General features: G+C 41.8%; 17 protein-coding genes. 5 read left to right on the top strand and 12 right to left on the bottom strand.

Features of this window, described 5'->3' with window-relative positions; all coding sequences use genetic code 11:
- Positions 1-39 precede the first annotated feature (39 nt).
- Complete coding sequence (locus tag Q3A68_RS00495) at positions 40-1266, bottom strand: sensor histidine kinase (RefSeq protein WP_302899028.1); 1227 nt, start codon at positions 1264-1266, stop codon at positions 40-42.
- A gap of 369 nt (positions 1267-1635) precedes the next feature.
- Here Q3A68_RS00495 and Q3A68_RS00490 point away from each other — a divergent pair, with 369 nt between their 5' ends.
- Both Q3A68_RS00490 and Q3A68_RS00485 read left to right on the top strand, forming a co-directional pair.
- Positions 1636-1980 carry a four-helix bundle copper-binding protein gene (locus Q3A68_RS00490; protein WP_302899027.1) on the top strand — a complete coding sequence of 115 codons (345 nt, stop codon included), beginning with the start codon at positions 1636-1638 and terminating at the stop codon, positions 1978-1980.
- 21 nt (positions 1981-2001) lie between these two features.
- Complete coding sequence (locus Q3A68_RS00485) at positions 2002-2862, top strand: SDR family oxidoreductase (protein WP_302899026.1); 861 nt, start codon at positions 2002-2004, stop codon at positions 2860-2862.
- 33 nt (positions 2863-2895) lie between these two features.
- Here Q3A68_RS00485 and Q3A68_RS00480 read toward each other — a convergent pair whose 3' ends face one another.
- The 5 genes from Q3A68_RS00480 to Q3A68_RS00460 all read right to left on the bottom strand — a co-directional run bounded on the left by Q3A68_RS00480 (position 2896) and on the right by Q3A68_RS00460 (position 5606).
- On the bottom strand, positions 2896-3057 hold the full coding sequence (locus Q3A68_RS00480) for a preprotein translocase subunit YajC (RefSeq protein WP_302899025.1): 162 nt from the start codon (positions 3055-3057) through the stop codon (positions 2896-2898).
- A 155-nt stretch (positions 3058-3212) separates the two neighbouring features.
- A complete protein-coding gene (locus Q3A68_RS00475; RefSeq protein ID WP_302899024.1) occupies positions 3213-4109 on the bottom strand; it encodes a cation diffusion facilitator family transporter in 897 nt (298 codons plus the stop codon).
- Between the two features lie 97 nt (positions 4110-4206).
- Complete coding sequence (locus tag Q3A68_RS00470) at positions 4207-4788, bottom strand: dihydrofolate reductase family protein (RefSeq protein ID WP_302899023.1); 582 nt, start codon at positions 4786-4788, stop codon at positions 4207-4209.
- On the bottom strand, positions 4785-5288 hold the full coding sequence (locus tag Q3A68_RS00465; RefSeq protein WP_302899022.1) for an SRPBCC family protein: 504 nt from the start codon (positions 5286-5288) through the stop codon (positions 4785-4787). The genes Q3A68_RS00470 and Q3A68_RS00465 overlap by 4 nt, the downstream gene beginning before the upstream one ends.
- A gap of 12 nt (positions 5289-5300) precedes the next feature.
- A complete protein-coding gene (locus tag Q3A68_RS00460) occupies positions 5301-5606 on the bottom strand; it encodes an ArsR/SmtB family transcription factor (RefSeq protein ID WP_302899021.1) in 306 nt (101 codons plus the stop codon).
- Between the two features lie 306 nt (positions 5607-5912).
- On the opposite strand from Q3A68_RS00460, the gene Q3A68_RS00455 reads away from it, so the two are divergent.
- A complete protein-coding gene (locus tag Q3A68_RS00455) occupies positions 5913-7334 on the top strand; it encodes a glycosyl hydrolase family protein (RefSeq protein ID WP_302899020.1) in 1422 nt (473 codons plus the stop codon).
- Between the two features lie 260 nt (positions 7335-7594).
- Positions 7595-7750, top strand: coding sequence for a hypothetical protein (locus Q3A68_RS00450; RefSeq protein WP_302899019.1), 156 nt, complete (start codon positions 7595-7597; stop codon positions 7748-7750).
- A 91-nt stretch (positions 7751-7841) separates the two neighbouring features.
- Here Q3A68_RS00450 and Q3A68_RS00445 read toward each other — a convergent pair whose 3' ends face one another.
- The 3 genes from Q3A68_RS00445 to Q3A68_RS00435 form a co-directional block, all read right to left on the bottom strand.
- A complete protein-coding gene (locus Q3A68_RS00445; RefSeq protein ID WP_302899018.1) occupies positions 7842-8540 on the bottom strand; it encodes an alpha/beta hydrolase in 699 nt (232 codons plus the stop codon).
- Positions 8541-8777: 237 nt separating this feature from the next.
- Complete coding sequence (locus tag Q3A68_RS00440; protein WP_302899017.1) at positions 8778-8942, bottom strand: hypothetical protein; 165 nt, start codon at positions 8940-8942, stop codon at positions 8778-8780.
- 333 nt (positions 8943-9275) lie between these two features.
- Positions 9276-9791, bottom strand: coding sequence for a GNAT family N-acetyltransferase (locus Q3A68_RS00435; protein WP_302899016.1), 516 nt, complete (start codon positions 9789-9791; stop codon positions 9276-9278).
- An 856-nt stretch (positions 9792-10647) separates the two neighbouring features.
- Between Q3A68_RS00435 and Q3A68_RS00430 the strand changes: the two genes are divergently transcribed.
- Positions 10648-11211, top strand: coding sequence for a hypothetical protein (locus Q3A68_RS00430; RefSeq protein ID WP_302899015.1), 564 nt, complete (start codon positions 10648-10650; stop codon positions 11209-11211).
- A gap of 568 nt (positions 11212-11779) precedes the next feature.
- Here the strand turns inward: Q3A68_RS00430 and Q3A68_RS00425 are convergent.
- From Q3A68_RS00425 to Q3A68_RS00415, 3 genes are all read right to left on the bottom strand, one after another.
- Positions 11780-12469 carry a CPBP family intramembrane glutamic endopeptidase gene (locus tag Q3A68_RS00425; RefSeq protein WP_302899014.1) on the bottom strand — a complete coding sequence of 230 codons (690 nt, stop codon included), beginning with the start codon at positions 12467-12469 and terminating at the stop codon, positions 11780-11782.
- The gene (locus tag Q3A68_RS00420; RefSeq protein ID WP_302899013.1) at positions 12441-13016 is read right to left on the bottom strand and encodes a PH domain-containing protein; all 576 of its coding nucleotides are present in this window, start codon (positions 13014-13016) and stop codon (positions 12441-12443) included. The genes Q3A68_RS00425 and Q3A68_RS00420 overlap by 29 nt, the downstream gene beginning before the upstream one ends.
- Positions 13017-13091: 75 nt before the next feature.
- The gene (locus Q3A68_RS00415; RefSeq protein WP_302899012.1) at positions 13092-13664 is read right to left on the bottom strand and encodes a PH domain-containing protein; all 573 of its coding nucleotides are present in this window, start codon (positions 13662-13664) and stop codon (positions 13092-13094) included.
- Positions 13665-13733 lie beyond the last annotated feature (69 nt).

Genomic DNA, 13733 nt, shown 5'->3' with positions numbered 1-13733 from the left:
CGTTTATTCACTGTCAGGGGTATCTTGGTTTTAAAAAAATTAGAGGTCTTCGTTAACCGGGATATCTATATTGATAGAGGTGCCCTTTCCAGGTTTTGATGTAATATCAATATTGCCGTTAAGCAAATCCACATTACTACGGATGTTTTTGAGCCCTATGCCATCATACTTATTAAAGTGCTTATCAAGGCCTTTCCCATCATCCTGTACCGTTATCAGTACCTCTTTCTTTTTAACTTCAATATTTACAGCAGCCTCTTTTGCACCGGAATGCTTAACGACGTTCATCATCAACTCCTGTACAATCCGGTAAACTGCTATTTCCAGGTGTTTATGCAGGCGTTTATTTAAGCCGGTAAACCGGCATTTGAATTTAATATCCTTGTCAAATTGCTTGCAAATGTCTTCAACTGCAGACTTTAGTCCAAAATCTTCTAATATTACCGGCATTAGGCCGTGTGATAAACGCCTGCCCTCGGCTATTGCGTCACTCAGAAGTTTGTCTGCATTTTTCAAACTTTCTCTATCATTTTCTGTCAATAAGGACTTATTAACCGTGTTCAGACTTAATTTAACTGCATATAATATCTGACCGATGCTATTATGCAGGGTCTCTGCGATACGTTTACGCTCCATTTCCTGGGTATCGAGTATTGTCCTGTATATTCGCTGTTGCAGTTCTTCTGCTATCTCTTTTTGGTTCGCCACGAGTTCGACGAGTTCGTTAGTGCGTTTTTTTACCAGTTGTTCAAGTGTGACGTCAAATTCTTTGAGCTTTTTTTCACTCTCCAGCAGCGCTGTTTCGGCAGTCTTTTGTTGAGTGATATCCCTGAAAACCACACAGATATAATCATCCTCGAAAGGAAAAATCTTTACTTCAAACCAGCGCCCGGCAAAAAAACGCTCAGCATAAACAGATTCCCGGGTATCGGCCGCCCTTTGATAGGTTTGTATCCACCAGGGTTCCAGGCTGGAGTGAACCTCAAGGGCCGTCCGGCCCAAAAAATGTCCCTTCGGAAGCCGCCGTTGTTTTTCAAATGCTGCGTTAAACTCCAGGTACCTGAAATCAATCGCATTACCATTTTCATCACGGATAAGTTTGCAAAGGGCAAAAGCATCCTCTATTAAATTCAGAATAGCGTGATATTTATCGGTTGTTAATTGGACGGTTTCGTCCTGGAGCAAAACGCTAGTGTCTTCTCTTAAAGCGTTGACCTTGGCTTTAAGGTTATTTTTAGGGTTATTATGACTTTGACTCTGAGGCATCAGCTTAAGGATCAGACAGGAACGTTATAATGTCCTTATATTAAGTAACGGCTCGATCAGATTGTTTAGGAAATTTACAACATAAGTGATTCATTGTCAAATAAATTAATCACCTGTCGCAATAAGGATACCTTAACCAGTCAGGTAAATTCGCAATCACAGGCAAATAGAGGGGTTTCTTAACAAAAATCAGGTATTTAGCGCAGGGCGAAACACGTATTTATCACGCAAACCCTTAAAGAAAAATCCTGTTGAATTAGAAGCGCATATTAAGGAAGTCAATTCGGCAGAACTTCCTTCTGAACAATTCCCGGTGCTCCTTTAAATACCGGGAATTAATTTTTTATAACCATATCAACTGTTCATACTATGGAAAATCAATCAAATCACCAGCTCGAACAAACCCTTCTGAACTGTGCCATGATGTGTGAGTATTGTGCAGCGTCATGCCTTAAAGAAGATGATATAAAAAACATGACTGACTGCCTATCACTCGACAGGGACTGCTCAGATGTATGCATCCTGGGAGCAAAATTATTAAGGCGGGACTCTCCTGTTGCAAGGCAATATCTATTGTTTTGCGAGCAAGTATGCCGGATGTGTGCCGACGAATGCGGCAAGCACGAGCATGATCATTGTAAACAATGTGCCGAAGCTTGCCTTGCATGCGCAGAAGCCTGCCACCTTCACCACGAACCTTTGCACCAGGATTAAATATAAACAATCACATTTGTTATGACTACACTAACAAAAGAAAAAACACCCCAAAAACAGAATACGCAGCCCGGCATTGAAGCTGAAATGCATCCGGCGCCGCAATATATTAAAGAGACTTACCTTCCGTCAGGGAAACTAAAAGGGAAAGTTGCCCTGGTTACCGGTGGCGACAGCGGAATAGGCCGTTCTGTTTGCGTGCATTTTGCCGAAGAAGGGGCCGATATTGCTATAGTGTACCTGAATGAAGATGAGGACGCCGAAAAGACCAGGGACCTTGTAGCCATTGCGGGGCGTAGCTGCCTGCTGATCAAAGGAGATGTTAAGGATAGTGCTTTCTGCAAGAAAGCTGTAAAAAAAGTAGTAGACGAATTTGGGAAGATCAATATCCTGGTGAATAATGCCGGGATGCAGTTTCCGCAGAAGGATGTCAAAAATATTACTGATGAGCAGCTCAGGATAACTTTCCAGACCAACATATTTGCCTATTTCTATTTTGCTGAAGCGGCGTTGGAACATATGCACGAAGGTGACTGTATTATCAATACCACGTCGGTTACAGCTTATCGTTCGTCGCCCGGCCTGATCGATTATTCTTCTACAAAAGGTGCTATCACAACATTTACGCGCTCGCTTGCCACCAATCTTGCCGAAAAGAAAATAAGGGTAAACGGAGTAGCGCCGGGCCCGGTTTGGACGCCGCTGATCGTGTCGACATTCGACAAGGAAAAGATTAAAAGTTTTGGCAGCGAAACAGCGATGAAACGTGCCGGTCAGCCCTCAGAACTGGGGCCAGCTTATGTGTTCCTCGCTTCAGACGATGCTTCATTTATTACCGGTCAGGTGATCCATGTAAACGGCGGAGAAGTAGTGAATGGTTAATGATGGCGTTGCGGCAGCCCTCTTATATGTTATTTATCCCGCACTGGAATTATCTTCAAGCTGGTCGGCGTAATATACTTTGATTTTTTGCCCGTCATCAAGTTTTACCGTGACCATTTCACCGTTGATCTGCTCAACCGTGCCCTCACCATCGGGTGCCAGTACTTTTTGGCCTACCTGTAAGTTTGTATTCATTGCTTAATCCATTTAATTACGGGCATTTTCGCCGGTGTATCTTTTTCCGCTGTTTCATTCTCACTTACCAGAATAACAGATATTGGTATAAATATTAAGGGCTGAGGGGCGGTAATGTTTTCAAAAATCGACTAATATTCCATTTTATGAGTTAATCATTTTGCTACCGGCTCAATGAATATTTGCTTTACCCTGGGAAATTCCTTCTTTATACTTTTAATTATCCGCTCAATTGCATCGGTTATTTCGTGCGTAGCGAGATCTTCTTTGAAAATTGTGTTTAGTTGCAACAGAACCTCGTCAGGAGACAGGTAAGTGGAAAAATGTTTTTTTACTTTAACCACAGCAGCATCAGTTTCAGCCAGTTTGATAATGCTTTGTACGGTTTTTCTGCTCGTTGTTTCGCCCATTAGCAAACTTTTGCTCTCACGTATCAGGATAGCTGAGGTGACTATAAGTATAAGACCAATCATCATCGATGCTCCTCCATCATAATAAGGTTTGTTAAACAAACGGCCTAAAAATATGCCCAGGAACGCTACAATAAGACCCAGCATATCGCCAAAATCGCCCAGTAAAACAATAATAGTTGAGGGATCTTTTGTCTTAACGACTGCTTCCCAGAATGGCACTTCGCGGCGATGTTTATTGAAAGCCTTTAATGCTGCAAACATTGAGATCATATTAAAAACAAAGGCGAAAGCCAACACAGCATAGTTCCAACTGACATTTCCTTCCATCTGCGGTCTGGAAAGACGTAGAAAGCCTTCATAAAATGATATGCAGCCGCCCATGCTGAAAATGACAAGAGAAACGATAAACGACCAGAAATAAAATTCACGGCCATAGCCAAATGGCCGTTCAGAGTTGGGCGATCTGCGGCTGGTTTTTATCCCCCAGATAAGTAAAAGCTGGCTGCTGAGATCGATCAGGGAATGAATCCCTTCGGATAACATGGAAGAACTCTTTGTAAAATATGCCGCAATAAACTTGAAGATGGCAATAAATGAGTCCACCACCAATGATATGTATATAAAGAAACGTGACTCCATATGGAATTAGACGGTCTTTAAACAACATCATTTTTGCTTTATTGATTTTTTTTTTCTGCAGGGTCTCCTGATCAGAGACTCTGCAGAAACCTGATCCTTACACTGGCAGGTATTTATTAATCACTTTTCCATGCTTTAATGCGATTGAGCTTTCCAGTTGCAGCACTTTTCTCTCCTTAAAAATGGAGAGTCCGCCGCCGATGGCGACAGGATTGACGACAAGGTAATATTCATCGATGAGGTTGAGGCTGACGAGCGAGCTGACAAAATCGGCCCCGCCGTAAACCAGGATATCCTTGCCGGGCTGGTTTTTGAGGGATTGCACAACGGTAGCCAGGTCGCCGTTTTCTACTTCGAGGTTGCGGCCGGCCTGGATTGTTTCGCTATGGCTAAAGGCGATTTTGCGATGATCGGTTATCAGCTGTGCCAATGGGCGCCAGGGGTTGTCGGGCTGATTGTCGGCCATATCTTCCCAATAGGAGCAGAATCCGGAAGCAGCCAGTTTGCGGCCCATCAAAAGGGTATCGCAACTGGTGGCAACATCGGCGGCGAACCCGATGACCTCTTGTAAAACCTCCGGGCCCTTATTACCGGATAAGAATACCCAGTCCTGTTCACCGTTCGGGCCTGCTACGAAGCCGTCGATGGTGATTTGCATTTGTAATTTCAATTTTCTCATAGGATGTCGTTATAAGAATTCAGTAATTCTTCCAGTTGATTAAGACCCATAGTAAAGCCACCTTCGAAGCCCATTTCCACCATCATTTTGATAGCTGCTTCATCGTCAAAGCTGAGATCTACCATCACTTTGGTTTTATTGCCCACGGCTACAAATTTGTTGTCCCAGTGCCCTGTTGCTGCACCCGGCGGAACAGTGCCGTTCTCATCAGAGAATGCAGAATCGGCTGCGAAACGGCTGCCATTTTCGATAGCGGTAAACTTTACGTGGCTCCAGAACTTCTGGCCCTCCGGGCCTGCCATATAGTACAGCCAGACACCGCCTACGGTAAAATCCATCGATTTGGTTTTGGCTATCCAGGGTTTCGGGCCCCACCATTTTTCAAGGATGTCCGGATCTGTCCAGGCTTTCCATACTTTTTCAACCGGGGCATTAAACTCGCGTTCTACGCGAATTTTTTTTGCGGCAATGTCTTTTTCGAACACAAAATTGTTTGTCATAGTTGTTTGGTTTTATAGGTCCTTTAATAGATTATCTAATTGATCAAAGCGGTTCTCCCACAGCTTGCGGAAGCGTTCCAGCCAAATATCAATTTCTTTCATTTTCTCTGGGTTAAAGTGGTAATATATTTCTCTGCCGTTCTTTTTTTGTATCAGCACTTCGCATTCCGTTAGTATCTGGATGTGCTTTGATATCGTCTGCCTGGCACTGTCAAAGTGCTCTGCCACGGCATTGGGCGTCATCGCCCCCAGTGCCAGCAAGCCTAAAATTGCTCTGCGTGTAGGATCGGCAATCGCCTGGAAAACATCTCGTCTCATTTTATTTGCAGTTGATTGACTGCAAATATATATGCAGCCGATCAACTGCGCAAATTTATTTGAAAATATTTTTTAGGTATTAGTTATACCTCAGCAGCCAGATGCCGGAAGTATATAAATCGGGTGACTGCCAAACCGCCGATTACGAAATCTAAAGATTTGCCGGCTGTTCAATGACTGGTTTGAGCCCACTTTCTTAAAAAATAAAAGAACAATGAACTGTTTCAAATATGACTCAGTCCACGTAATGAACTAAAAACTTAATTTAAACCGCGTCATTGATTTGTCTTTACTTGAACCTGTCACATGAAAAAAAACTACTTTGTAATGCTTTGCCTTTTAATTCTCTGCGCCTGCAATAAGAAAAATGATCAGTCTGGCCCTAATCATCCAACACCACCGCCCAATAGTAATATGGATGGGACATTAACGCTCGATATCAATCATCCGGCAAATGCAATCCCGAAAAATTTTGAAGGACTGAGTTTTGAGAACTGGATTTTATCCCGCAATCCGGAATACCTGGACCCTAATAATACGGTAATGGTACAGTTGATCAAAAATCTTGGAACTGGAGTTATACGTATGGGTGGTAACAGCAGCGATGAAACCGATTGGGTAGGCAACGGATTTAATCCCAATACTCATTTTGATATACTCACTCCGGCGAATATTGACAAGTTGGCGGAGTTTGCACGCAAAACTAACTGGCAGGTTATTTTCGGGCTTAATCTCGGTCATAATAATATTAACGCTTCCATAGACGAAGCAAAATATCTGTACCAGCAACTTGGGGGCAACCTTGATGCATTGCAGATAGGCAACGAACCCGATTATTTCAGATTAGGGTACAGACCCGTAAGTTATTCTATTCAGGATTATCAGGCTGAGTGGAACACCAATTTCGCAGCTATAAAAGCACAAATGCCTCAAGCTCAATTTGCCGGGCCCGATGTAAGTGACCATCTGGGGTGGGCAGAAACATTTGCACAAAACAACTCTAAAAACATTAACCTGCTCGACGCGCACTATTATAATGACGGACCGGCTACATCGTCTTCCATTGATTGTCAAACCATACTTTCACAGGATATTACGCTGATTCCTTATCTCCAGGGTTTGGATGATGCTTCAAAGCGGGCAGGGCTGGGGTATCGCATTACCGAGACCAATAGTATTTGGGGTGGTGGTAAACCGGGGGTAAGTGATGCTTTTGCCGGAACGCTATGGGCGCTTGATCTGATGTGGTCAATTGCAGCCAATAGTGGGCAGGGCGTCAATTTTCATGGTGGCGAATTGGTTTATTCGCCAATAGCCGTCGGCCCCGACGGGCAATGCACTGCGAAGGCTGTATATTATGCGATGCTAGCCTTTAAATACGGCGCTGCCGGAGGGGTGATTATTCCTGTTAATATTAAGAACAGCATTTCAAACTACAATGCCTATGCTTGCAGCACGACTGACGGCTATACGATGACTATTATTAACAAAGAGCAAAAAAAGGACATTTCGCTTACTGTGAATGCTGGCCGGACAGTTAACAGCATTAATGTAATGCAACTCAAAGCCCCGGCAGTTAATTCAACAACCGGTATCACTTTTGCAGGTGCGGCAGTTCAAAGCGATGGCAGTTTTTCGCCGGTGAGTCAGGGAGATGTCCAAATAGGTAAGAGTAATTTTGTTATAAAGGTTCCGGCTGCAAGCGCTGTAGTTGTAGTAATAAAGTAATGCTTTTTAGTCAGCACACTCAGGCTAACAATATTTTCCTGCATAGTTAGCCGGGGTCAAATAAACAACAAGTGCCGCTGATTTTTTCCGGTGTGTTGCCGATAACGCAGCTATGGAAGTTGGTGTTTTTAACTGGAATTATTGATGTTGGAACAAATGTTTCATTAAAATAAATAAAATTAATTTAAACAATGTTATCAAAAGAGCGTTGCTTTTATGTAATTGTCTTATTGATTAACCAGAAATTCAATTTAAAAACTATGAAAAAGTTATTTGCAGCGCTGTTGTTATCAGCATTCACTTTCGGAACATTTGTCGCGTCAGCTAGTCCAACTATGCAGCAGGACACCACCAAGAAACATAAAATGAAACGCGACACAATTAAGAAAGATACTCTGAAAAAACCACAGAAGTAAACGCCTTTTAACACAAAAGCTCGGCAGTATATATATTGCCGGGCTTTTTCGTTGTTAGTAGTGCCCTGATAAGGCGGAAATAATTGTGATTTTAAACGTGAGCAAAGTGACGCTCCAGAAGTTGTTCGGCGGCTTCTTCAATAAATTTAGTCACTGCCGAAGACTGCGATATCATGGAAACATGACTTGCAGCAAGCTCGTGCACAGTTGCATGCATACGTTCGGCTTCAAAACGTTGCAGATTAGGATCAATGGTTTTATCCTGGTTTGAAATAATGAACCATGATTTTTTGTCTTTCCAGGCAACTTCATTGGCCGGTGTTCCAAAAATAGCCCCGTTGGGAATTTTCTGCACAGCATACAAAATGTCCGCCTTTTCAGTCGGCAGATCCTGTGCAAAAGCTGTACGGACCCCTTCTTGTTTTAACCAAACATAACCTTCTTTTACTTCAAAGAACGGAGCCGCAGCCGTCGGCGGATTTTTGCCCAGCAAATCGTTCATTGTTTCTCCCTTGTCGGGAGCAAATGCTGCAAGGTAAAGCAGCCCTTTTACACTAGGATGCACCCCCGCATGCGTGATAACCACACCGCCATACGAATGGCCAACCAGTAAGCAATCGCCCTCAATAGTGTCGAGCGTCCTTTTTACAGCTGCAACGTCATCAGCAATAGATGTTAAAGGCATTTGAGGTGCCAGTACGTTGTAACCTGCCCGTTGTAGAACCGGGATAACGGCAGAATAACATGATGAATCTGCCCAAAAACCATGCACTAAAATTACGTTTTTCATAATTAATCTGTTTTTGGTTTACAGGTATAAAGGTAAGTAGATGAGGTTGTAAATGCCTTAATTTAAAGTTAATAAAAACTACCAAAACAGGTCATTTTATCCACTTTTGTTGAGAGATATTAACTGTTACAACAATGAATTTTGGATCACTTTAAGGAGAAAGAAATGCTAGTTATTTTAAGGGGCCGCGTTGGCTTGGTTTTATAAAACCTGGTTTAAGAAACTGTTCGCCGAAGATCAATCAAGCGACGATCTGCGGTTTCCCCATTTTATAAGGGACAGATTCAATTGAACGAAGATAATATGTACCAGGGCAAACAACACAAAATAGAAAACAAGGGTTTGCAGCCAGGTGCCCACGCTAAAGTAGTTGATAATGAATTGATAAAGGTTATTCGCCATAGTCAGGGGGAATAAATATACATAACTAAAACTTAAAAAAGCAAGAATGCGTAGGGGAGATACAAATATACCTAAAATTAATTATTGCGCAATTATAATTAATCAATAGGAATTAAAGTATGCATTGATTAACTCATTGGTGAAGGTCATTTCTTTTCGCGATATTTTGCTGAATGCGAATATTTCTGATTGATTATCAGTCAGATGTAAATTCTTCCTGAAAACGCGTAAAATCAGGTCACGATGAACGGAAAATTGTATCTGGCTGTACTTCAATTGGATAGATGGTAACAAAAAAATTACCTATTAAATAGGGTTGCGGGTAACCAATAATTAATCGGCCATTTGGTCCAGTCTTTTTTCATAACAATAGAACCGCAAGTTAGGGCGGAAGCCCAGGCCGATCTCACCGGCATATTTATAGCCCAGTTTTGGAAACAGCTGCTGGGTAGCCTTATTATTAACATTAATATCGATGCGGAGGGTTTTTATGTTGCGCCTTATGGCTTCATCTTCGGCTTGTTGCAACAGTTTAGCCGCAATGCCCTGCCCCTGATAGCGGGGACTTACGGCCAGCCGGTGTGTTACGATAGCAGTCTCGTTCAAATCCCAGCCTACCTGGGCATACTCGGGTTCCTGGTCTGTTGTAATGGCCGCCACTCCGGCGATGTCGTCATCTGCATCAGCAACCCAAAGTTGTTTTAGTTCGATGTCATTTTCAAACGCGGCGGCGTTAGGGTAGGTGCTATCCCATTGAAAATTGCCGGCGGCATTCATCACCGGTACCACTTCGGCTATCAGCTGCATAATGCCGGGAATGTCGCTCAACTTTGCAAGGCGGATGATCATAATGGTAAAAATAGCAAATCGGCAATAAAAGTGATTATGAGGACACATTGTAGGTAAACGAGTACAAATGGGTACTTTGAAATTGTACGCACCAAAAGCTTTATTGTAAAATAACATACTTTTAACGCTGTTCCCGCTGAGCTGTAAGCTACAGCGCGTTCTTGTTATAGCTGCCGGCAGCGGCTGCCCCGAATTTAAACCACAGTGTTACTATTCCCAATCGGTTTTTATTCCCCCATACCTATGTAAAGCCTGTTTTAGTCCGATTTGAGGATACACAAATTGGGGCGAAAGTGTATCAAATGGGGAATAAAATATTCACTTTCCACAATTCTATACACTCGAAAACGACATTTTAAGTTCAAAACCGGTTGGTCTGACTTTTGCCTATACTACAGCGAAAAACATAAAAACAACTAATACCATGATTTACATACTTTCTTTTATCGTCTTAGTAGCAGTAATAGGATTAGTAACTGCTAAGCTGAATGCTAAAACACCGTGTGCACATGATTGGCATGATCAAGGCACCAAATGCACCTGCAGTAAGTGCGGTAAAACCATTCCGAATTACAACTACAGTAATTCGCAACTAACTGAAGCAGCTTAATTATCTTACCAAACATAACAGCAAAATCCTGTGGCGTGAAATTGGGCACAAAGCAGGTATCATTTCCAAGTAGTTTTTTAGAAGAAAGCCTTTTTTAAGGCTTTTCTTGTTTTTATAGCTATTCTTCGGGAGAAGGATTTTCAGCGGTTCTCTTGGAATAGTCACTTTTTATTATTTACTTTGAATAACAAAGTACTTTTTATTAGTTAATTTACTAATTCGGTCATTCACTAATTCATAATTATCATGAACAGGTATCTGATTATATCGAAAAACTGGCTGGGATATGCCACAGTAGTTAGTCTGCTTTGTTTGCTGGTGTATGCTGTTGCGCAGCAAAATTTCAGGCAGTCGGCCAATGATCCGCAATATCAGCTGGCACAGGATGCTGTAAATGCTATTAACCGGGGCACCGATCCGAAATTGCTTACCGGGACACAGCGGTTGGATCTGGCATCTACATTGTCGCCATATGTGCTTATTTACGATGTCAATGGTAATGCGGTTGGCAATAGTATTACACTCGACGGGCAAATACCCAAACCACCCGCAGGCGCGCTGAATGAAGTCCGTAGTAACGGCGTAAACTCGGTAACCTGGCAACCGCGTGCAGGCATAAGGCAGGCTACGGTAATGATGACAACCAATAAAGGCTATGTAGTTGTTGCAGGCCGTTCATTACAAAATACGGAGGAGCATATTTCCCGTTTAGGAACGCTGGTTCTTTTTGGGTGGGCAGCGTCGCTGGTAGCTATGCTGGTGATTGTGTTTCTGCAGGAACTGATGGTTGGTAAAATGAACCATGGGTAGAGTAGACTCATCGCCACTGAACTGCTCACTTGTGGAGACTTAAAACCAGGATGGGGCACAGTTAAAATTGGATCATAAATGGAGGATATTTGGTATGAAGCAAATTTGTTAAAAGAACAAAAAGGTTAGTGGCTATTAAGTATGATAGCCTGAAAAATTGAGCGTAAATGTAATCATTTGTATATGCGTTTGATTTCAATTTGAAAGTGAGGTAAATAAGGATAATTAAAAAGAAGAAACCTGTCATAATTAATGGGACTTCGTAACCTTCTACAACAAACGCCCCATAAATTAACGATGTAACTCCAAGGGCATAAAATAGTCCTAAAATAATAGATGTGATATAGCTGTGGTTGCTTGAAGGTTTGCCTATATAAAGAAATCCAAAAGGGAAATAAAGGATTGAGAGGAGCAGACCAATCACAATTATATTTATAGTTCCAAAAGAATATCTAAAAACGATAGAAATAAATACTATACTTAAGAATACCTTTTCTAACCACTTCAATTTTCTAATAATTAACCAAATTTGAGTCATTGCTTTTCCAATTTTAACGTGGTCTAGATTCTATTTCAATTTCAAATGCGTAGCAATATTCATGTTGATATAATCAATCAGAAAATGCGTCACGATGATGGCCTTTATGTTATGGTACCTGATGTAATAAATGCTGAATAAAACGCCAATAAGAAAAGTAAATATCAGCTCGCGCAGGCTGCCATATTTATAATGCAGCGCTGCAAACAACAACGATGAGACAATAATAGCTGCGGCATTATTCTTTAACAATTGCGACAAGCGGGTTAGCACATATCCCCTGAAAATGACCTCCTCGGTTGCGCCGGCGGTGAGGGCTATAAAAAATATCATCGCCTGGTGACCGTTGATGATTTCAATCACCTTTTTCATCATGGTGTTGTTTTCGCGCTCACCAAAAAGTGCCGGTATAGCAGAGACAATGGATGCGGTGATGGTTAACACATACAACACCAGCACCGAAAGCAGAATAAAACCTATGGTATTGTTCTCCTCTTTCCAAAGCAAGGGCTGCCGCTCAACCTTCAAGCTATAAAACAGCAGTATAACCGCTATGCCCCAGTAAACAAAGCGCGAGTAGAACAGCTTATCGTAATAGTCCATTTGAAGATGGCTTAGCGAAATGTCGAAGAAAATGAGCAACACTAAAGTGAGTGCGACGCCGGCAAAAAGAATAATATTGGTAGGCTTGTTAGGATAGGTGAGGCCTGGGTTGTCCATTGGTTGATTCTTCTTTCAGTGTTAGCAATAAGTTATAAACCTCCTGCATATTTGTAATAAGTTCAAATTTAGGCGGGAAATCTGTTCTTGGCATCCTTCTGATCCAATATACAACTATATCGGGTCCAAAAATGATTGTTCCGCTACCATCAGGCTTAGGTTTTGTATTCAGCTCATTTATATCGCTTATATAAATGGACTTGTAAGTTTTTGAGAAAAGGCCATGCCTTATAATAACCCGCAAACCTGTAATGGCATACGAAATATTTGCCTTGCGCCAGCTATCATAAAAAAAGCGACCAACGAGTTCGTAAAATCCGGCTATTACAAAGAATAGAATATACCACTGGAAACCCGAATTTTTATCAGTTCTATGAACTGCTGTAAAAATTGCGATTGAAACGCCGGTAAAGATCAAGGTTAGCGGAATTTGAAACCAATCTGCCTTTTTAAACAGTACCCCGCCACGCGGTTTATCAGCCCAAAGCAGCTTTTCGCCAGCAATCAATTCATCTTCAAAATCTTTTTCAATAGATTGATCAATCATTTCTATTTATGCATTGCCAGTTTTGCCTATGTCTAAAACGACGGGGTAATTTTAAGAGCTCACTGCTCACATGTATTAAGATCTTTGTAACTTGAGTATGATGTTGTAAACGCTTCTTACATCTGCAATACTTTCGAAACTTGGAACGAATTTGGTACCCATCCCCTGCACCATCATACCACTCATCATTCCAAACATGAAATTATTCTGGCTGAATACGATGTTTCCCGTTCCGTCGGATTTTTCATCTATCGACAAATTTGAAAGTGTTTTGATATTGAACGAATTCACCTTTTGGGAAAACACTCCCGACCTAATGATGATCCTATCGTTGGTTATGCCATATACGGTATTTGCCCTGCGGCGTTTGTCTATAAAAAACCTTCCGAAAGTGACGTAACATCCTGCAGATAAAAATGGGATCAAAAACAGGAAAACCGGCCAGGGTGTGTTTGAATTTTCTGAAGGTGAAGTGCTTACACCAAATATTACAAATATTATCATGCCAAACCATATAAGGCTGAATGGGATTAGAAATATGTCTATTTTCCTGAATATTATGCCTGTACCAGGCCTGCCTGTCCACACGAGTTTCTCATCATCTATCAATTCATATTGCAGCTCCTGTTGAATATCGATATCGATCATAAAGTTTAAGTTTGATGCAATATAATGGTTTTCGGGAAACCTGGTCAGGAAGTTTTTGAAAACTTCCTG

This window comes from Mucilaginibacter tolerans (assembly GCF_030519375.1).
Classification (GTDB): domain Bacteria; phylum Bacteroidota; class Bacteroidia; order Sphingobacteriales; family Sphingobacteriaceae; genus Mucilaginibacter.
The sequence above is the reverse complement of the archived record's forward strand: the minus strand, read 5'-3'. Positions and strand labels throughout refer to the sequence as shown.